This is a genomic window from Coleofasciculus sp. F4-SAH-05 (genome assembly GCF_040222985.1).
In the GTDB taxonomy this organism is placed as follows: domain Bacteria; phylum Cyanobacteriota; class Cyanobacteriia; order Cyanobacteriales; family Coleofasciculaceae; genus Coleofasciculus; species Coleofasciculus chthonoplastes.
The window spans coordinates 19,757-39,032 of record NZ_JAVKBY010000066.1 but is presented as its reverse complement, the minus strand read 5'-3'; the positions used below and the strand labels follow the sequence as shown (position 1 = coordinate 39,032).

General features: G+C 44.6%; 17 protein-coding genes. 6 read left to right on the top strand and 11 right to left on the bottom strand.

What is annotated here, in order from left to right:
• Nucleotides 1–187, top strand: a 187-nt coding sequence (locus RIG27_RS08425; RefSeq protein WP_446344183.1) for a hypothetical protein, incomplete at its 5' end; no start/stop codon positions are given.
• Here RIG27_RS08425 and RIG27_RS08420 read toward each other — a convergent pair.
• A complete protein-coding gene (locus RIG27_RS08420; protein ID WP_446344181.1) occupies nucleotides 130–366 on the bottom strand; it encodes a hypothetical protein in 237 nt (78 codons plus the stop codon). The genes RIG27_RS08425 and RIG27_RS08420 overlap by 58 nt on opposite strands.
• A 142-nt stretch (nucleotides 367–508) precedes the next feature.
• Here RIG27_RS08420 and RIG27_RS08415 point away from each other — a divergent pair, with 142 nt between their 5' ends.
• Nucleotides 509–1,723, top strand: a complete 1,215-nt coding sequence (locus RIG27_RS08415; RefSeq protein ID WP_446344187.1) for an AAA family ATPase — start codon at nucleotides 509–511, stop codon at nucleotides 1,721–1,723.
• Nucleotides 1,724–1,737: 14 nt separating this feature from the next.
• Nucleotides 1,738–2,355 carry a DUF4276 family protein gene (locus RIG27_RS08410; RefSeq protein WP_446344185.1) on the top strand — a complete coding sequence of 206 codons (618 nt, stop codon included), beginning with the start codon at nucleotides 1,738–1,740 and terminating at the stop codon, nucleotides 2,353–2,355.
• A 170-nt stretch (nucleotides 2,356–2,525) separates the two neighbouring features.
• On the opposite strand, the gene RIG27_RS08405 is transcribed toward RIG27_RS08410, so the two are convergent.
• Nucleotides 2,526–2,735, bottom strand: a complete 210-nt coding sequence (locus tag RIG27_RS08405; protein ID WP_446344179.1) for a Nif11-like leader peptide family natural product precursor — start codon at nucleotides 2,733–2,735, stop codon at nucleotides 2,526–2,528.
• A gap of 174 nt (nucleotides 2,736–2,909) precedes the next feature.
• On the opposite strand from RIG27_RS08405, the gene RIG27_RS08400 reads away from it, so the two are divergent.
• Nucleotides 2,910–5,402: a substrate-binding domain-containing protein gene (locus RIG27_RS08400; RefSeq protein WP_446344177.1), complete on the top strand. Its 2,493-nt coding sequence runs from the start codon at nucleotides 2,910–2,912 to the stop codon at nucleotides 5,400–5,402.
• Between the two features lie 56 nt (nucleotides 5,403–5,458).
• Here RIG27_RS08400 and RIG27_RS08395 read toward each other — a convergent pair whose 3' ends face one another.
• The 3 genes from RIG27_RS08395 to RIG27_RS08385 form a co-directional block, all read right to left on the bottom strand.
• Nucleotides 5,459–5,902, bottom strand: a complete 444-nt coding sequence (locus RIG27_RS08395) for a hypothetical protein (protein ID WP_446344175.1) — start codon at nucleotides 5,900–5,902, stop codon at nucleotides 5,459–5,461.
• Nucleotides 5,903–6,452: 550 nt separating this feature from the next.
• Nucleotides 6,453–7,268, bottom strand: coding sequence for a polysaccharide deacetylase family protein (locus tag RIG27_RS08390; protein ID WP_446344174.1), 816 nt, complete (start codon nucleotides 7,266–7,268; stop codon nucleotides 6,453–6,455).
• Between the two features lie 593 nt (nucleotides 7,269–7,861).
• A complete protein-coding gene (locus tag RIG27_RS08385) occupies nucleotides 7,862–9,406 on the bottom strand; it encodes a bifunctional pantoate--beta-alanine ligase/(d)CMP kinase (protein WP_446344172.1) in 1,545 nt (514 codons plus the stop codon).
• A 13-nt stretch (nucleotides 9,407–9,419) separates the two neighbouring features.
• On the opposite strand from RIG27_RS08385, the gene RIG27_RS08380 reads away from it, so the two are divergent.
• Nucleotides 9,420–9,548, top strand: coding sequence for a hypothetical protein (locus tag RIG27_RS08380; protein ID WP_446344170.1), 129 nt, complete (start codon nucleotides 9,420–9,422; stop codon nucleotides 9,546–9,548).
• A 128-nt stretch (nucleotides 9,549–9,676) separates the two neighbouring features.
• Here the strand turns inward: RIG27_RS08380 and RIG27_RS08375 are convergent, their stop codons facing one another.
• On the bottom strand, nucleotides 9,677–10,801 hold the full coding sequence (locus tag RIG27_RS08375) for a septal ring lytic transglycosylase RlpA family protein (protein ID WP_446344168.1): 1,125 nt from the start codon (nucleotides 10,799–10,801) through the stop codon (nucleotides 9,677–9,679).
• 1,147 nt (nucleotides 10,802–11,948) lie between these two features.
• On the opposite strand from RIG27_RS08375, the gene purM reads away from it, so the two are divergent.
• Complete coding sequence (gene purM / locus RIG27_RS08370) at nucleotides 11,949–12,992, top strand: phosphoribosylformylglycinamidine cyclo-ligase (protein ID WP_446344166.1); 1,044 nt, start codon at nucleotides 11,949–11,951, stop codon at nucleotides 12,990–12,992.
• 129 nt (nucleotides 12,993–13,121) lie between these two features.
• On the opposite strand, the gene RIG27_RS08365 is transcribed toward purM, so the two are convergent.
• The 5 genes from RIG27_RS08365 to RIG27_RS08345 form a co-directional block, all read right to left on the bottom strand.
• The gene (locus RIG27_RS08365) at nucleotides 13,122–14,399 is read right to left on the bottom strand and encodes a trypsin-like serine peptidase (RefSeq protein WP_446344164.1); all 1,278 of its coding nucleotides are present in this window, start codon (nucleotides 14,397–14,399) and stop codon (nucleotides 13,122–13,124) included.
• Nucleotides 14,400–14,403: 4 nt separating this feature from the next.
• Nucleotides 14,404–16,374, bottom strand: a complete 1,971-nt coding sequence (locus RIG27_RS08360; protein ID WP_446344162.1) for a hypothetical protein — start codon at nucleotides 16,372–16,374, stop codon at nucleotides 14,404–14,406.
• 55 nt (nucleotides 16,375–16,429) lie between these two features.
• Nucleotides 16,430–17,584: a hypothetical protein gene (locus RIG27_RS08355; protein ID WP_446344160.1), complete on the bottom strand. Its 1,155-nt coding sequence runs from the start codon at nucleotides 17,582–17,584 to the stop codon at nucleotides 16,430–16,432.
• Between the two features lie 36 nt (nucleotides 17,585–17,620).
• The gene (locus RIG27_RS08350) at nucleotides 17,621–17,848 is read right to left on the bottom strand and encodes a hypothetical protein (RefSeq protein ID WP_446344158.1); all 228 of its coding nucleotides are present in this window, start codon (nucleotides 17,846–17,848) and stop codon (nucleotides 17,621–17,623) included.
• Nucleotides 17,849–18,002: 154 nt separating this feature from the next.
• Nucleotides 18,003–19,268, bottom strand: coding sequence for a hypothetical protein (locus RIG27_RS08345; RefSeq protein WP_446344156.1), 1,266 nt, complete (start codon nucleotides 19,266–19,268; stop codon nucleotides 18,003–18,005).
• Nucleotides 19,269–19,276 lie beyond the last annotated feature (8 nt).

Below are 19,276 nucleotides of genomic sequence, written 5' to 3'. Positions count from 1 at the left end.
TGATCCCGTTTCCGGGAAAGAATTTATTAAGGTGATGGTTATCGGTTCCCGTAAAGGGATCAACAGCATTATCAAAACGCTGCATCGCTTACGGTTTGCCGATGTGAGGGAGTGGAGTCCACCGATTCCTTATGGTGCTTCCGGAGAAATGATGAGTCTGTTGAGGCGACAGATCATGGTGGATTGAATCCTGGGTGTGATTCGTTGGCGCGATCGCTTGGCTTCACAGGCTTTGGGGAGGGTACGCGGAAGACGCGATCGCTTGGCTTCACAGGCTTTGGGGAGGGTACGCGGAAGACGCGATCGCTTGGCGATTTCAGTTAGATCAAGGGCTAGTTTTGTTGAGAGTTTATCGCTAACTATCATAGGGTACGGCAACTAGTACCCCTACCGAATCAATTATCCCTGAGATGGGGTAGGGGCACGATACCCGAAGTGCCCTAATATGATTAGACTCAGGGATAAAGAGGCGATCGCACAATCTAGAAGACTACCCATCCAATCCACTATGCCCAAACCCGCTATTCCCCGCATCGAGCAACTGAGAGTCAAAAACTATCGTGCTTTACGCGATCTTGAACTAAAAAATATTACACCACTAACAGTCTTCTTGGGTCCAAATGGCAGTGGTAAATCCACCATTTTTGATATATTCGCATTTCTATCCGAATGCTTTCAATTTGGTCTACGTCGGGCTTGGGATCGACGGGGACGGTTTCGAGAATTGCGAACTCGGGGGGCGGAAGGTCCCATATCCTTTGAGTTGAAATATCGGGAACAGCCAAAAGCTCCAATCATCACCTACTACCTAGCAATAGACGAAGGCAATCGTGGTCCCTACGTTGCACAAGAATCTCTACAATGGCGGCGAGAACAACAAGGTGCGCCATTTCAGTTTTTGAACTTTAAGGAGGGGATAGGTGAAGTCATTAGTGGTGAGATGCCGGAAAAGGAAGACGCACGTATTCAGCAACAGCTAGACTCTCCTGATATTCTCGCGGTGAATACCCTAGGACAATTCGCGACTAATCCTCGGGTGAGCGCTCTGCGTCGATTTATCAGTGGTTGGTATCTGTCTTATCTTACAGCCGATCATACTCGTAGCACACCCGAAGCGGGTCCTCAAGAAAAGCTCTCTGAAACAGGTGATAACCTGCCCAATGTCATTCAATATCTCAAAGAGCAGTATCCTGAGCGGCTCGATCAAATTCTGACAACCCTTACTGATCGGATTCCGCGCCTAGAAAGCATTGATGCAGAAATGATGCAGGATGGGCGATTGCTCTTACAGGTCAAAGATGCCCCATTTCAAAGACCCATTTTGGCTAAATTTGCCTCAGATGGCACCCTGAAAATGTTTGCCTATTTGACTGTTCTCTATGATCCTGATCCACCTAAACTCATCGGCATTGAAGAACCAGAAAACCATCTCCACCCTCGTTTGCTACCTGAGCTAGCCGAAGAGTGCCGAACTGCATCTGGACAAAGCCAGTTAATGGTGACGACTCACTCACCGTACTTTGTCGATGCTCTGCGCCCAGAAGAACTTTGGGTACTCTATCGTGATCAAGATGGCTTCACTCAGGCGAAGTGTGCTGCCGATATGCGCGGTATTCCTGAATTTATGGCTGAAGGTGCAACCCTGGGTAATCTCTGGATGGAGGGATACTTTGAATTTGGTGATCCGCTCAAAAACCAGGGTGCGCCTAAAACTAAACGTTAGTAGTTATGCTCAACATGACGGTATTACACTTAGAAGTTTTAGTTGAAGAATATTCTGCAAAAGTTGCCCTTGAGAACCTATTACCCAAAATTCTGCCCTCTCCTGTTGACTTTGAAATTCACTCGTTCCAAGGTAAAAAGGATCTGTTGAATAAACTCCCTCAGCGACTTAAAGGTTATCACTCCTGGCTGCCAGATGATTGGCGAATTCTTATCCTTTGTGATCGTGACAATGATAATTGTCAAAACCTTAAAGAAATACTTGAAAACCATGCCATTGTCAGCGGATTTATTACTAAATCCAGTACTTTAAGCCAACAATTTACCGTACTCAATCGCATTGCCATTGAAGAGCTTGAAGCCTGGTTTTTAGGAGACGCAACTGCTATCTGCCAAGCGTATCCCAAAATAGCAAAAAGTTTTGCTACTCAACAACGTTATCGTTACCCTGATGCAATTACAGGAGGAACCTGGGAAGCTTTGGAAGCCTTACTAAAAGGGAAGGGATACCATCAAGGCGGCTTGAACAAGGTTGAAGCAGCGCGAACAATTTCTGAGTATATGCAACCTCAGAATAATCAATCGCCGAGTTTCCAGTGCTTTAACGCTGGGATACAAGCTTTTTTCAGATGATATAGCAATAGACACATCGATTAGGACGTTCGGCACCATTGTAGAGACGCGCCATGGCGCGTCTCTACTAAAAAAGGGAATAGGGAACAAGGAACAGGTAAAAGCAGTCCCTCGAACGCAGGAAAAGGTCAATGGATTTAATATTATTTTTACGAATTACGAATAAACCCTTATAAACCCGGAATTTCTGACAACTTACCCTCGACTTCTTCCACCGAAAACCCCGTCATTTCTTGCCATTCTTCCACCGTGAACTCATACCCCCGTTCTTTCGCCATTTCGATAAATGCGTCTACATTTGGGGCACCACTAAGTTTCTCTCTTAAAGCCGGGTTCGCTTGAGCATCTCGAAACAGCTTCGCCACTTGCTCCTTTGCCATTCCTGGTAACTCCTAATTTGACCAAATAATGCTACACTAGCAGACTTCCGACTCTAGGAAAAGCAAATTTTGTTAAATTTCTCAACGCTTTGGGAAACCACTGCTTAGACTGACACCGTGCTTATGGCAGGATAGCAATACACAGCTTAACAAGGCTTGGCAGGAGCAGCAGTTATGGTTAAGGGTAACCCAAAAGGATTTCTGGGACGCTTTTTTCAACAATTTCGTAGTGTTGAAGGAAGTCGGATTTTCCATCGCTTCAAGACGATTCCAGGTCGTTTTCGAGCCATCCTGCTGCGGTTCATCCCAGCGCGGTTACTTTGGTTAGTTCCATTCCTCCAAGATGAACTGAAACAGCGTGCGCCGAGTTTAGATGAACTAAAAGATCGCATGGCGGGTAAAGGAAAACCGGGTGAAGGATTAGAAGCCGCAGCCGAAGGTGGGGTGGTGACAGAAGTCGTCGTTCCGCCAGGGGTAAAGTCCCTCTATCCGGAGTATCGCTGTGTTCGGGGAAATCCCCTTTACTGTGAATGGGTGCAACAAACCCTACTTGAACAACCCGGTGCCAACTATTGTACTCAATGTGGATTTCCGACGCTGTTACCGCCAGAAACAAAAATTCGCGGGCGTCGGGGAACCTATCAAATTGAAGGCTTCCTCAAAAATCGGGGTCGAGGTCGTCTTTATCAAGCCCTGCAACTCCCGACTCGTCAACCTGTGGTGATTCGAGAATACCTGTTACCCGATCGCTATTTTAATTTCCAAGAAAGTCAGTTACGCAAAGAAGCCTTTGTCAATCTCGCTGGCGTCACCTTGGCTGATGGGCGGGTGCAAGACTTTCGCCTCGTCTCTCCCTGGGACGCGATCGCAGATCCCCGGTTTGAACGCTGCTATTTAGTTAGCCAAGGGGCTTTAGATACCTATCCTACCCTAGCCAGTTACTTAGCAGAAACTGGGGCAATGACCAGTTATCAGGTGCGACAAATCTTGGAACAAGTCTTGCAAAGTTTGGAATTTCTCCATGGACAAAAATTTCGTCTCCCGTCGGGTTTAGTCCAACAAGGACTCACCGATGGCAATATCAGTTTAGATAGTTTACTGATTGTTCCCAGTTTCCAAGGCTTTTTTATCTATTTGTGTGACCTCCTATTGTGGGAAGGACGATTTGATCCACCATTAGCCGAACGTCCTTTAATCTCGGCAAAGAAGGATTTACAAGACTTAGGATATGTGGCATTTTATCTCTTAAACGGCGGGACTCATGATCCGGAGACGCTACAACCATTCAATCCCCGGATTACCAAGCATTGGCAACCCATTAAACCCGTGTTTAAAGACTATATTTTATCCCTAATTGGCATTGGCACTTCATCCTTTGAAACCGCCGAAATTGCCCGCCGTGCTTTATTACAATTACCCCCTGAACCGCAAATTATCCCCCCCTTCTCCCAACCGGAAGCCGAAGCCGAGGCGAAGAAAAAGAAAAGACGGTGGTGGCGTCCTCGCTTATTTTTGCTGCTTTTACTACTCCTGTTGTTGGGACTATTAATCTGGTGGCTATTGGGCAGAAATCAACCCCAAACTGCAATGGACACTGACCCATTTCCCTGCTGTATTGAACAGGTATCCGGGATTCCCACAGGAATGTTTACCTATACAGCAGAAGAATACGGAGCGTGGGATTATATCCTAGAGCAACCCAATTTAATCGCTAAGGACACCACCTTGGCGAGTGAACTTTATCAGCGTCAACCGAAATTACAGTTAAACTATCAACCTGTACCCTCTTGGACTGATGCAATCGCCCGGATTCGGGAGGAAGAGGCGGAGTTTGCGATCGCGACTCCCCTGAATCCCCTGGGATTTTCTTTAGATGCAGAAGAAGTGGCCCATGATGGCTTAGTTGTCTTTGTTGCTTTCAGTTATGCACAACGGGAAAACAGCTTACCCGCCGCCTTAAATGGGCAAATTAGCTTTGAGCAATTACGCTTACTCTACACCGGAGAAATTACTAATTGGAAAGAATTAGGCGGACCAGATCTCCCGGTTCAACTCTATGTTCCTCCCAGTGATCAAGCCATTGAACTGTTTAAGCAGCGGGTTCTGCGAGAGGATACGAATACGAGTAATATTGCCGAATTTGAAGCACTTATGCAACAACGGAATCAACCGAGTCGTTCATTTGCCAATTTAGGTCGTCCGCCGATTATCCGTACCCAAACCTTTGAGACACTGCGACAAGTAATTCGGGATTTTGAGGGGCGAAACATTGGCGCGATCGGATTTGATTCCCTGAGTAAAGTGTTAGGACAATGTTCAGTCTATCCCCTAGCCATCGTGGACGGAGAAAATGATGCGATTTCACCCTTGGTACAAGATAACCGACAACCGATTACTCCAAACATAGACTTATGTAATGCTAAAGGTAGTTATGGTGCCAATGTGGAGGCATTTATTAGCCAAACCTATCCCTTAGCCTATCCCTTAGCCGTTATTTATCCAAGAGATAATAGCCGTCCCCCCATTGGCACAAAGTTTGCTGAAATTCTCAGAACTGAACAGGCGCAATGTTTATTATCTAAAACCGGATTAGTCCCACTGCGACCCTATTTGGATTCTACATTCTGTACACAGGAATTAGAAAGCGCTGAACCTGATAACGGATGAATAAGTTGGGCAAATTTTACTGTCTGTGTACCTCACTTACTTGAAGGCTATCTGAATTAAACAGAGATTTTTGAAGCAAATTCTTCCAGGGTTGCCCATTCATTATCTATCTCGCTAGAGGATGTTAAGGAAATGAAGAACCCTTCTATCTGCTTCCAGACAGACTCCTGGCATTGAGGAAAATTATCGGGTATGTTGATAGTCTCTTGATCCTCATAAAACGGGAATTGGCTGAAGTGAGTGCTATGGTATAACCGATACTTTAGGTTATTTCCCGCCGCCTGTTTTTTCTCTAAGGTTACTAGACTGTGGTTTATCGTCTCCACTGTTTTTTGCTGTCCATCACGTTGGATTCTAGCTATTTCGGCAATTGTTTGGTAATTTTTAAAGCACTCACGAGAAGAAAATGTCAACCCGACAGTTTCGGAACTTTGCTCCTGTTGAATCATCTCGTTAAAATTGGCTCGAATGACCTGGCGAATTCTATAGAATAATTCCATTTCTCAACTCCCTTGCTATGAGTGGCACTGCTTTTAGGTGCTAGTTGTTTACATTTCTTTACCCATTATGTTAAATCTACCTAGAAATAATTTTATGTTCACAAACTCTTCACAAAAGTCGCTTGTCATTTGTCATACTCGCTTCGCGAGAAGCAAGCTACGTCATTCGTCAGTAGTGAGGGCTTTAGCCCTCTCCAGCTATGCGTTAAAGCACTACAGTTATCTCGTAGGGTGCGTTAGGCAAATTTCGAGATTAACAGTTATTAATTCAGAACATAAGTATGCCGTAACGCACCAGATTTAATTAAGCCACCCAGAATGTGCTAATAACCATTGATATTGTTGAGCAAAAGCATCATTCTTGTCAGGAAAAATTGAGTAAAGGGCGACCCGATCAAATTGAATGAACACCGTTGTGAATTTGTGCAAGCGGGTCGCCCCTACAGGATAACCCAAGGTGATATATTGCCAATTAAATACTTAGTTAAGGTGCGTTACGCAAGCGCTTTCACACCCTACATATAAATCCTTGGCGTAAGTCCTATTAGTATTAATCTGGCATATCCAATAATTCTGGCACGGTGACAAATTGATAACCACGCTGTTTGAGTTCAGTAATCAACTTTGGTAAAGCTTCTACTGTTTTAGAGCGATCGCCACCACCATCGTGCAGTAAAATAATACCACCCGGTTGCGCGTCTTCAAGGGCGTTATTGATTAATTTTGGCACAGTAATCCGGCGACTTTGCCAATCTTTGGAATCGGCTGACCACATAATCACAGCATACTTATTTTGTTGAGCATAGCTCACTAAGCCGTTATTTAAAATGCCAGCAGGCGGTCTAAATAACGCCGTTTTGACGCCAGCAAGTTGATGAATTAAAGTGGCAGTAGTTTCTAGTTCATGCGCCGCCGCCGATGGATTGTACTGATGATAGTGATGATTCCAAGTATGGTTACCAATGGCATGACCTTCAGCCACAATTTGTTTCATAAGCTGGGGATGATTCTTAACCGTCTTACCGACAACAAAAAAAGTGGCTTTGATATTTTCTCGTTTGAGAATGTCTAAAACTTGGGGGGTTGTCTGCGATGAAGGTCCATCATCAAACGTGAGGGCAATCACTTTCGCGTTATCGTTGAGGACACGGGAACGAATGGTTTTGCCTTGAAATTCTACTGGCACGGAAAAGGTTAAGCGCTTGGTTTCTTCCTCTGCCAAGTAAGTTAACATTTTTTCATAGATTTCTTTTTCATCTCCAATTAAACCATTGATTTGTAAATTCTGGGAATTCGAGCGTTCTTGTTGATTCAAATTAGGACTAGGGATCGCTAGTTTTGGGTTAACTGAACGAGCAGCTGACATACTCAAACTTGCGATAAAACTAAGGGTAGCAGCTATGAAGCTAATAGATAATTTATACTGCCAAACTAACTGACAAGGATTTGCCACCTTCAATCTCCTTCACTCCTCTGAATACACAGGCGGCACGTCATGGTTGTTTAACGGATCAGTAATTTTTGGATCATTCTTGTTGCAGAATAATCCAAGCAGCGGGTTAATCTATCGCTAGACATAAATGTCTAAGCGTAAATCAACCCGCTTGATGAATTCTGATGCTAAACCCTGCGTCTCAATCGCTAAACGCAACCATTCCTAGGGATATTCAGTTCGCTGTAGGGCAACTGGATACCAAAATCCGCCTTTGTGTTAATGATTCTTTTGTTAGTTACGCGGCAAATGGCAGTATATCCGGGATAAAGGATTAGTTTTTTTGAATGAGGGATGAAACAGTGTAGAGGAAAGTTTAGGCGGCGCAATCTTTGCCGATGATATCAAAGGGCATTGAGAAACTGATAGAAACTCCTAAAATAGGGGTGAATTGTCAAACTGTCTCCTTATAGGGGTTTCAGCCTTTGCCCTGCCGAAAGTGACATAAGAGCGTTATTCAGCAGACCCTATTTAGAATTGCGATATAAGCTGATAATTTTATCGGTAACTTCAGGAATCGTTAATCCATCCGTATTAATTTCGATCGCATCAGGAGCTTGACGCAGGGGAGCTAAGGCGCGAGTGCTGTCACGCTGATCTCGTAATTGAATATCTGCCTCTAGCTGTTCTAAACTGACAGTACCTTTGTCCTGGTCTTGAAGATCTTGCAGGCGTCGGCGTGCCCGTTCTTGAACTGAGGCGGTGAGAAAAATTTTCAGTTCGGCGTCGGGGAAAACATGAGTCCCGATATCTCGCCCTTCAGCGACAACGCCACCTTTAGACGCCCAGCGCTGCTGCTGTTTGACTAATTCGTGACGTACAACTGGGAGCGCCGCGATCGCAGATACATTGGCGGTAACCTGTAACGAGCGAATCGCCTGGGTGACTTCTTTGCCATCAATCCACACTCTCAGGCTTTGGGGTTGGGAACCGCTACTGATCAGAGAAATTTGACATTGACTCACCAATTCCGCGATCGCAGGTTCATCGGTTAAATCAATTCCAGCTTGCAGCACCCGCCACGTCACCGCCCGATACATGGCTCCTGTGTCCAGATACATTAAGCCTAATTGCTGCGCCACTAACCGCGTCACTGTGGATTTACCCGCCCCCGCTGGTCCATCAATAGCAATAATCGGTTGGCGATTTCGCAGTAGGATATTATCAATTAAACGAGTTGAACCCAAACGAGCCGCGATCGCGAGTAATCCTTGATCTTCGACTTGCGCTAAGGGAGTCAGGGTTGTGGGATGGACTAATTCGATGTACTCGACTTGAATCTCCTCAATCAAGCTGAGTTCTGAGGTAACAGCAGCAATTAAGGAGGTGCGATCGCGCTCCCCAGCTTGGAACACATTTTGGGCATTTTGTAAACCCTTGTAGAGAATCGGAGCTTGTGCCTTTTGTGCTGACGTTAAATACTGATTACGAGAACTATAGGCAAGACCTGACGGCTCACGGGCGATCGGACAAGAGACGATAGTGACAGGCAAATTCAGATCCGCAACCAAGCGGCGAATAATCGCCAATTGTTGAGCATCCTTTTGACCAAAATAAGCGCGATCGGGTTGCACTAAATTTAATAACTTAGTCACCACCGTCGCCACCCCCTGAAAGTGACCTGGACGGGAATGACCACATAAAATAGAGGTCATCGCTGGTGGGGGTTGGACTTGAGTGAACTCCGTCGGGGTGCCTGAATCGGATGGGTCATCGCCATACAACTCCACGGCTGTTGGCGCAAAAATCACATCCACTTCCACTTGTTCACAAAAGCGTTGATCCTCCTCCAACTGACGCGGATACTGCTGCAAATCTTCCCCAGATCCAAACTGGAGTGGATTGACAAAAATGCTGACAACGACAATAGCATTTTCGCGTCTTGCCCGCTCGATTAAGCTCAGGTGACCGGGGTGCAACGCCCCCATCGTCGGTACTAAACCGACAGTTTTTTGGGTTCGATGACGTTCTAAGTGGCAGCGCAATCCCGCGATTGTCGTAAACAGACGCATGAGAGTTTAGTGGTTGGATCTTAGATCGATGTTAGCAATTTTGTCATTGGTCATTGGTCATTGGTCATTGGTCATTGGTCATTCGTCCTTTGTCCCAGAAAGCTGGCACTTGGTTGGGGCGGGTTTAGTTACATCCGGGTGAGGTCACAAACGATTATGGTGAAATCCGCCCCTACACACCGAGCAGGGCTGGTTTAGTCGCATCTGGGTGCAAACCAAACGATAGTAGTAAAACCCGCCCCTACAACATTCAACACCCAAAACTCTTTCCTAGTAGTTGTCTAAAACCTCAATCCGTACAGGTGCTACACCCGTGCGGAGCAATCCTAGGACTCTGGCAGCGGCGGCGGACAGGTCAATGACTCGCCCTCTGACAAAGGGTCCTCGGTCATTAATCCGCACGATAACAGAGCGACCATTATTTAAGTTGGTGACTCGCACGTTAGTACCAAAGGGTAAGTTACGATGAGCGGCGGTTAGGGCATTTTGATTGAATCGCTCACCACTGGCGCTGCGGTTTCCGTGAAAGCCGGGACCATACCAGGAAGCAATACCCTTAACCTGGAAGCGTACTGGACCCAGGGCGACTTGGGCGAGGGTTTGGGCTTTGGGTTTCCCCTCAATTTCGCGTAGGGGGGGAGCATTACCCATTAAGCGTCGCAGTCGGTTCGTGGCTTGTCGGGCATCTTCGGTTAGGTTTTGGGTGGTATCAGGCAAAATGGTGTTTTCGTTAACTTGCACCAACTCCTGGTCGTTTACCTGGATGCTGTAGCAGTTACACGACTCATTCCAACGAACTGCGATCGCGTCTGCATCAATATTATCCCGATGCAGTTGATTGAGTTGAGCCGCAACCGATGTCGCCCGCCCTACGGCATCATCTGGATTGGCATTACTGGTCGAGGTGACACTGGGCGAGGCGGTATTATCCAGGTGGTCTCCCTCTGAGGATTGATAACCCGACACCGTTTTGGATGAGGAATACCCGGGTTCAGAGTCATTTCCCAGAGCCACTTCTCCCACTTTGGTGTTATTATTCGCCGTTGTCGGAGACCCTAAGAACGTCAGGACAGGGATGTCGCGTACATACAGAGTAGCCGCCTGACGCCCATCGAGTGAATAGGCGTGAATTTTGGCAATGACTTCTTCGGCTTCCCCAACTTGAGATGCTGGGGACTGAAATTCTCCCACTTTTACCACCTCTGGTGGCTGAGGAGTTGGTTGAGAGGAGGTGGAGGGAATTGTTTCTGGAGAGTGTAGCGCTTGAGCGGGAGTCAAATTGCCCTCAGAATCTTGGTCAATTGCCTGAGCTTGGTTGGCCGGATTGGATATCACTGTGCTGAGGGCTGTCGTTAAGACCGTAACAGTGAGACCACTCAAAATTCGCTGATTCATAAGCCTATATCAAAAGCCTCTAGAATTCTACGTTTAGGGTTATGGATGGTGATGCAAGAGGATTAAGAAAAATCGGCTGCAACTCATACTCATTTCGATTTCGTCCTATTTTTGTGGAACTGACACAGACTAACACGAAGTTTTGGGTTTGGGGATCAGTGATTTTTGGGAATCAGCGATAAGATTTTCAAAAGTGCGATATCATATAATTTGCCCTAAAGCTTGATAGGTCAAGGATTTCCCCCTTTTTACCCCTCTCAGGGAATTTACGAGTTTTTTAACAAAACTTTACAATAGAGGCAACAAACCTCGACCGTCGCGGCGAAGGTTTTCTATCAATGCTGTAGGGGTTTTACCGATAACGTTTTGGCAAAAACCGATAACTGTAATAAACCCGCCCTTCTAGTGCAAGAAGGCAGAAATAACGAAACAGTAAACATCTCCCCCCCTCCCCTCACAAGGGTAGGTTTTTTAAGATTGGGGTTTAGGTAAGACTTGGAAGACAGGTAGACCAGTAGACAAGGAAGAGTGAGAACGAAAAATAGGGCGTTTCGGCTTTTGGAAGTTAACTTGACCGAACAAGATTTTGTACGGTTTTTCCCCCTTGTCTACTTTCCTTCCTTGCCCTCCTTGTCTTGTCCCAACCCTAAAATAAAAAACCTACACCTGTCAGCCCCCCCTCCCCCGCTCCTCTGCTCCTACGCTTGGACAAAGCTGCTCAAGTATTTCCAAGGGCGCTGCACTAGAGCGTCGCTTGGTGTAAGCTCTCATGCATTTAAATGGGGTATTAGTAGCGAGCAAGATGCTCGCACACCAAGGATGGGAGCCATTCTTGACATTAAGGTTTAAATGCCCAACAGCTTAATCACAGTTGAACCACCATCAGTAGGGAAGATGTCGTGCTTTTACTCTAGGCTTTGCCGGGATCAACCTGTAAAATATCCGAGGGAGGAAAACAAAGGACACCCTCGCAACTTTGGTTGGGGCGGGTTGATTCACATCAAGGTGGCAAAAAAACGATAATAGTGAAACCCGCCCCTACATTCCTCGGTGGGAACAGGTTGAGTCACATCGGGGCAGAAAAAAATGATAATAGTGAAATCCGCCCCTACATTCGGAAAAATTCTTTCATTCCTAGTGGTATTTCATGGATTATCGAGAAGCTGGTGTTGATATCGAAGCAGGTCGAGCGTTTGTACAGCAGATTAGAGGGCTAGTCCAAAGCACCCATCGACCCGAAGTTTTAGGTGGACTCGGTGGCTTTAATGGTTGCTTCCAGTTACCGATGGGATATCGCGAACCCGTTTTAGTGTCGGGAACCGATGGAGTGGGAACAAAGCTGAAACTGGCTCATGAGTTAAATCGTCACGACACCGTGGGAATTGACTTAGTTGCCATGTGTGTCAACGATGTCTTGACATCTGGCGCACAACCCCTATTTTTTTTGGACTATTTAGCCACAGGAAAGCTGAATCAAGAGCAACTCACTCAAGTGGTAGCGGGTATTGCTCAAGGATGTCGTCAGGCTGGCTGCGCGTTGTTGGGAGGAGAAACCGCAGAAATGCCCGGTTTTTATCAACCGGGAGAGTATGACATTGCCGGGTTTTGCGTGGGAATGGTGGAAAAAAGCGAAATTTTAGACGGTTCCCAGGTGCAATTGGGAGATGTGGCGATTGGTTTAGCCAGTCAGGGGGTTCACAGTAATGGGTTTAGTTTAGTCCGCAAAATTGTTAGCGATTCGGTTAACCAGGAATCGCCGTTAAGTTGGGATAGCTGTCCCGATTTACTTGGGGGTCAACGTTTAGGAGACGTGTTGCTGACACCGACTCAAATTTATGTGAAACCGATTCTAGATGCGCTACAGGCTGGAATTGAAATTCATGGTATGGCTCACATTACAGGTGGCGGTTTACCAGAGAATTTACCTCGGTGTTTAGGTCAAGGGCAATCGGTGCAGATTGAGCCGAATAGTTGGGAAATTTTACCTATTTTTCAATGGTTAGCTGAGGCGGGTCAAGTGAGTCGGGAGGAGATGTTTAATACGTTCAATATGGGGATTGGGTTTGTGGTGTTGGTGTCATCTGTTCAAGCCGAAAAGACTTGTCGTTGGTTTGAGTCTCAAGGCGTAACGGCTTATCGGATTGGGGAAGTAGTTGAAGGTTCGGGGGAAGTGGTTGGTCTATCGGGTTAATTGGTAATTGGTAATTAGTAATTGGGTTTTGTCATAGTAAAATTCGGATGATTTAAACCACAGCTAGCTTATTGACAGGCTTATTCGGATGCATCGTTTTTATTGACGGGATAATCGAGATGCTTAGTGTCATATTGACCTCTTCCACTCATTTATTTTTCGCAATACATCTTCTGTAATTACTATTCCTAAACCAGAAATAAATTGACTCAAAGTAATAAATCTTGGTTCCTGAATTTGCTCTGTTTTTTGGTAATTTCCACTCTGATTAATCGCAACTAAGTAATAAATTGTATTTCCTTGAATTTTCTTTTCTAGCCACATTGGACTGCCACTTTGTCCTGGGAGACTCGGAGCCAAGTGAATTATTAGATCAGGAAAGTCTCCGCTACCGATAAATTTTGGTATTAACTCATTTTTCACTTCACCTTGAGTACGTCGCTGATGATGAATCCTGAACAAAGGATATCCACTTGTCTGCAGTATTTTGTGATTCAGAAATTCTGATTGTGTTGCCTTGATTTTATATTCACTTTTATCTCCCCAATAGCCCAGTGTATTTATAGTTTTTTTGTATTTATTATTTCCAGTTTCTATCTTGAGCAAGCCATAATCATATTGCTCAAAGATTACACCATTAACGACATAGTTTGGATGAAATCTAATATTACTCTCGCTTGCGTTTGCAATTCCAAACGGAGAAGATATAAGACCATTACGACCAGGGATTATTTTGACTGACTGCGCTTTTACCCAAGCAGGCGTTCCTTTAGACCCTTCAATCTGGTGAAATAGAATGTGAGCTGCTGTTAGTACGTGTTCTTGGCTAATCAATAATCCAGTACCAGAATCGAAGTCTATTAGCCTTGTATTATCGTCTGGATCAGGAAATCTTGTAACGAGACTACAAATCCATCTATAGGGATGGTTTTGCGTATTGACAGAGTGATAGGGGCGTTGACGTTGGCGTTTATTACTTTGAAATTCAATTTCTTCTTCTTGCAATTCTTGATCCAATTGACTAATAGGGATTGGTTTGCCTTGACCTAAAATGGAATGATAATTATATCGTTTAGGAGGAATCCAGATAATAGCATAGCAGTTACCTTTTGCTGGCTTGTATTTTGCCTTAATTAATATTTCTGGGTCACAGGAAAAATGTGGATAAAAAGAAATCAAGCCTTCTGTAAATAATTTTGTTTTTTTGTCCTTGCGGATGTATTTCAGATTTAGCGGATCTCGGTTTATTTTTCTAGCGAACGCAAGACGTTCTTTGGTTCCTGATTTTACCTGATAAGCTTTCCCAGCTATCTTTAGGAGTGTATCTCCTTTTTGGATTCGATAAAAATTACCCGGCGTTGGTCTATTTGCGAGATTAAAAGCAGATTCTTTTAGAAAGTAATTCATTTGCTTAAATCCCTCCCATACTCTTTTTCCATTTTTGAATTTGGTCTAATATTTTATGGGTAATTAGCACAGCATAATTTTTATCTCGATCTTGAGATATGCTTGATTGAATGCCGACAAGACTATTGAATCTTCCAATCTTTTTCCAAATAGGGCTTCCAGAATGTCCGAACCAAGCTAAAGCATCATGGGAAAAAACGTTAGATCCATAAGTCCCATTAACCTCGCCTTGAGAAAAAATTTGGACAAAACTAATTGCACTCTTTGGATCAATTGTTCCTTTTTTTACAAAATACTTTAGATCATCTGTAGATAATGTAGGATATCCACTTAACTTGATTACATTTTTAGATTTTGAATATTGTTCAATATCTTGTCCCAGTATTTCTGATATATTGAGGTATGATCTGCTGTTCCACCAACCTAGTTTCTTCTCATCAACATCTTCAGTTAGCTTAATCAATGCATAGTCGTTTTGTAATAACAATGAGTGAATCACTTTAGGATCACTCCAAAGATGACTAGCTCCAGAAAAAGGTGAAGAAACACCAGTAAAAGGTCTAAAATTTTTGGGAACCTCAAAATAGGCTTCTTTTCCTCTTTTTGCAGCCAGAAAGGAACCAAAAGGTCTTTTATTACCATGTTGAGCTGGAGTTACTCTAACATACTTAGCTTTCATAACCAAAGGAGTTCCTTTACTGCCAGAAATCCAACTATTAACAACGTGAGCAGCTGTAAGAACATGTCGAGAGCCAACTAGCAAACCAGTTGCAGATCCTTTTAAACCTTCAGGAATACCAGTTTGAAGAGTACCAAACGAAATTACTTTGCTGAAGTCATCTGGATCTATGAAAAAAACTCCAAGCGAACAAATCCATCGAAATGGCGGTTTTGTAGTTTCAGCCTCACTAACACCTTTTATTCTCGGTTTACCTCTTACTTCAAGGTCTTTTTCCAACTCTTCTTCAACGCCATTCTCCTTTTGTAGTGAACTAATTGAAATCGATCTGCCCTTTCCTAAAATAGGATGATAACTATATCGTTTAGGAGGAATCCATATTACAGCAAAGCATTTTCCTTTTGGAGGAGTACCTTCAGCTTTAATTAGTTTTTCTGCATCACAGCTAAATTTTGGGTAAAAGGAAATGATTCCGTCTGGAAAATTTTTCTTGACGAAATTACTTTTGCCCTTGGTTAGATACTTTTGATTAAGGATTTGAGCATTAATATACTGGGCAAAAGCTAATCTTCTTTTCCCGGAACCAACCCCGTATGCTTTTCCAGCTATTTTCAGTAAGCTATCGCCTTTTTTGATGCGATAAAATCTTCCTGGTGTCGGGCTAGCATAAACTTTAAGTTCTTCCTCAAGAGTCTCATAGTCTTCTAATTCAAGTTCATAGTTTAAATCCTCTAATTCTAACTCTTCAGTAAAATATTCATTTTTATTTTCTTCTATTTCTTCCAGAAAAGTCTCTGATTCTTCGAGTTCTAAGTCCCCTTCTTGATTATCCAATTCTGTATAGTAACTTTCTTCCTCATTTTCATATAATTCTTCATGATCATTTTCAGAAAAATGTTCCCAATTTGCTTCAGGTTCTGGTTCCTCTTCCTCAACTTCTTGAGCAAATTCAGAACGTTTCCATTGGACTTCCGGTTCTAGTTCTAATTCCTCTTCCTGATCAGTCCAAAGTTCGGCAAAGGCTTCTTCTTCTACTTCCTCATCAAATTCGGCTTGCTCAAGTTCGTGATCAAACTCCTCTTCCTCTTCACCTCGTGGTTCAACAAAATCTTCTGTCCCTGGCTCAAATGAAAATGCTTCAAGGAAAGGACTTTCTAGCTCTAAATTAGTCTGGCGAGTTTCCAAAGCTTGTGCAGCTTGATCGGCTGCTTCATCCGTAAAAATGGTTTCACTCAAAAAGGGTGAATCAAATTCTTGCTGAGGTTTGTGGGAATCATAATCAGGTGAGAAAGTCATAGGAATTTCCTAAGAAAGTTTATGATAATTTACTGCTTTAGCGGAGAGACTACATTCAATTGGAAATCGAAACAGAACGCGCTTTCTCTTTCATATTGCGACCTGTTGCTTGCGACCAGTAGGTGATAATCGATCTCATTACTCTTTCAACAGGCGAACCAACGGTGTAAAAGGCAGGAATCGCTAATTCATTGAGATAAATTCCCGTTTCCAGTTGGGTCAAAATCCACGACATGCGATCTGCTAAAAGGAAGAAATAGAAAGACTTGCCGTGAGGGGGTAAATTGACTCGTTCAGCAATTTTCTTTAACCGCTCCTCTTCACTAGCACCCTCAGCCCTTAGAGAAACAACAATAGGTGTATCGAACTCAACAGCTAGATGGAACCAGGACATCACCGAAACATACCAAAATTCCTCACGAGATAGATTCCCATTGGTTCGGCGTGTTCTCAGCATATCGTGTAATCTCTTGGCTAGATCCAGGATGGCTGCGTCGTCTTGGGGGTTAGTTCCACTGGTATTATTTTGGTTGGAAATTGCTACCCAAACCTCTCTGAGAAATTCTTCCCAGGTATTGACAAACTCACGGTTAGCTGTATCCGGTTTGACATAGGGATAGGGTTGACCATTTTCCATGCCATGATTTAAATCCATGCCAAACATCCGGTAGTAAGCGTTACGCCGAGATGCTCCTGAATCGGGACGGATATAACTTCCCACTGAATAGATACTGAATGGTGCTGCATCTCGGAAAAACAGTTCTTCTGTATTCCTTAACCAATGTTGAGAACTGGCTAAAGGTACACCCAACTTTTCCCCATGACGATATTCGTGAATGACCTTGCGGAAGATATCATAGATACGAGTATTTTCAATTAGGTAAGCATAGATTAAGTGATCCCACATCACTCCATTTCGGGGGGGAACACTAGCGGGAATACCAAACCGTTGTTGATTTCCAATAAAGAAGTTAGGCAAACCAGTTCGAGTCGGCGCTGAACTAAATAGAGTGTTGAGTAAATATTCGGGCAAACCAGGAATATCGCTGCGTCGTCTGGGATGTCCGAGTGGTTCATTAGCTTCCCATACTCTAAAATCCCATGCCATTTCCAGCAAGGCTGAAAGTTCACTGGGATGTAGACGAAATAGCATTTCAGCTTTATCCCTTAAAGTAAGACCATCGGAAGGCGTCGTAAAACGTCTGAACATAAGTTGACCTCGTGCGTACAGAATTGATTGACTGGTTTAAGAAGGCAGTTTTGGATCACTAGCCGCCGCTTTAGCATCGACACGGGGCAAAATCCATCCCGGCATAGGATCTGGCGTAGCCTGTCTATCTGTCAGCGCTTGTTTAATTTCCAAGAACTCAGATTGAGCTTGAGCGACGTCTGGTGGTAGGCTTGCCTCAACCGTGGGATTGGTGCCTGGTATTTGTGGTTGAGTCTCATCTCGTTGAGTTTCTGTGTTTGTCATTGTGTCTGTCTCCTGTAATTCGTTCAGTGACTGATCAATCTTCAAAGCATTCCTAAATTGAACACATAACTTTCTGATCATGAATCGGTTGAGCGATCGCAGTTTCTCCCCTCATTGATTTTCCCATTCATGCTTCTCCTTATATTCATTCGCCTCAAGCCGCCTGTAAAGATGAACCTAGCCTCACCATCCAGTCTCGTTGTTGTTGCAAAATCTCTAAGGATTGTTCCGGCAATGTTGCCGCTTTATAACCAGAAAGTGCTAGCAATCGCACAGCTTCTGCCTCCACCCAATGATGGGAGGTATAGAGGGCTGAACCAAGCTGATATTCCAATTTGAGGAGTGTAGATGGACGAACGTTTTGAGGATCGACTAAATTGACCAGTTTACGTCCTCCAAATGCCCGCATCGGTGTAGACAACACCAGTTTGCTGACCTTTGGTAGCAAAGGCAAAGATTCTTGTAAAACAGCACGAACCGTAGAATTAGCCCGTTCTAGAAGATGGCTGCGGCTCCACGAATCGGACAGCTCATCCCAAGAACCCGTGCCAAAAAACTGACGGCACATTTCCACTCCAAGCAGCACTCGGATATAGCTGGTGGGGTGAGGATCACCTGGGATGAAATTAAACACAAATGAATCGCCTCCAGCCAAAACATCATGGAGCGTGGCAACAGCAGCATATCCAGTATGGACAAACGCGATCGCATCGGCGGCAATTTCTGATGACCAACTTGCCCAAATCTCTGCGAGTTCGCTCGAATGGGTGGAGAGTTCCCGTTCTAGGATTGCCGCTAGTTCCTGATTCCAACCCAGAATATGTGCAATTTGATGCCCTGACTCATGAATCAGAGCCGTTGGACGATAAAGGTTATGCCGAACAATTTTAATCGCGGCAACGGCACTCTCTGTCTTCCCATCCCAAAGGCGTAAACCAGCCTTGAGGATTGATGCGCCTAAACCCTGATCCAGGTAAGTCAAAACAGGAGGCGTGGATTTACCGAATGGTTGCAGCAGTGGCGTCATGCTCTGCTGGCATAGACTGTCACAGGCACGTAATAGAGCAGAAATAGTTGGGTTTGTCCGAGTGTTGATCGCATCCGCGTAGAAGTCGAGCAAAACTTCGGTTCTGAGATAGCGTTTGCGAAATCGCACAAGCTGATGTTGCACTCGCTTGAAATCTTCGATTGTTTCTGCAACATTCCACTGAGCTTGAAGGAACTTTGCTTGCTGATGCAGTTGATTTACGGCTGTGAGTAAGTTTTGGCGCAACACGACACCAACGTAGCGTTCCAGCCCTTCCCAAGCACTGGGAGAGGCTAAATCATCCAAGCTGCCGAGGCGCTGGGCTGCCATTACCCAATGGGCAACTTGGCGGGCAATCTGCATTCGTATCGTGTCGATGGGTTCGGGACTCATTTACAGCT

Coding starts and splice junctions, on each gene's coding strand:
- RIG27_RS08400 (WP_446344177.1), top strand. CDS start 2,910: ATGGTTAAGGGTAACCCAAAAGGATTTCTGGGACGCTTTTTTCAACAA.
- RIG27_RS08360 (WP_446344162.1), bottom strand. CDS start 16,374: ATGACTTTCTCACCTGATTATGATTCCCACAAACCTCAGCAAGAATTT.
- RIG27_RS08350 (WP_446344158.1), bottom strand. CDS start 17,848: ATGACAAACACAGAAACTCAACGAGATGAGACTCAACCACAAATACCA.
- purM (WP_446344166.1), top strand. CDS start 11,949: ATGGATTATCGAGAAGCTGGTGTTGATATCGAAGCAGGTCGAGCGTTT.
- RIG27_RS08395 (WP_446344175.1), bottom strand. CDS start 5,902: ATGGAATTATTCTATAGAATTCGCCAGGTCATTCGAGCCAATTTTAAC.
- RIG27_RS08365 (WP_446344164.1), bottom strand. CDS start 14,399: ATGAATTACTTTCTAAAAGAATCTGCTTTTAATCTCGCAAATAGACCA.
- RIG27_RS08385 (WP_446344172.1), bottom strand. CDS start 9,406: ATGCGTCTGTTTACGACAATCGCGGGATTGCGCTGCCACTTAGAACGT.
- RIG27_RS08415 (WP_446344187.1), top strand. CDS start 509: ATGCCCAAACCCGCTATTCCCCGCATCGAGCAACTGAGAGTCAAAAAC.
- RIG27_RS08390 (WP_446344174.1), bottom strand. CDS start 7,268: ATGTCAGCTGCTCGTTCAGTTAACCCAAAACTAGCGATCCCTAGTCCT.
- RIG27_RS08355 (WP_446344160.1), bottom strand. CDS start 17,584: ATGTTCAGACGTTTTACGACGCCTTCCGATGGTCTTACTTTAAGGGAT.
- RIG27_RS08420 (WP_446344181.1), bottom strand. CDS start 366: ATGATAGTTAGCGATAAACTCTCAACAAAACTAGCCCTTGATCTAACT.
- RIG27_RS08410 (WP_446344185.1), top strand. CDS start 1,738: ATGACGGTATTACACTTAGAAGTTTTAGTTGAAGAATATTCTGCAAAA.
- RIG27_RS08375 (WP_446344168.1), bottom strand. CDS start 10,801: ATGAATCAGCGAATTTTGAGTGGTCTCACTGTTACGGTCTTAACGACA.
- RIG27_RS08405 (WP_446344179.1), bottom strand. CDS start 2,735: ATGGCAAAGGAGCAAGTGGCGAAGCTGTTTCGAGATGCTCAAGCGAAC.
- RIG27_RS08345 (WP_446344156.1), bottom strand. CDS start 19,268: ATGAGTCCCGAACCCATCGACACGATACGAATGCAGATTGCCCGCCAA.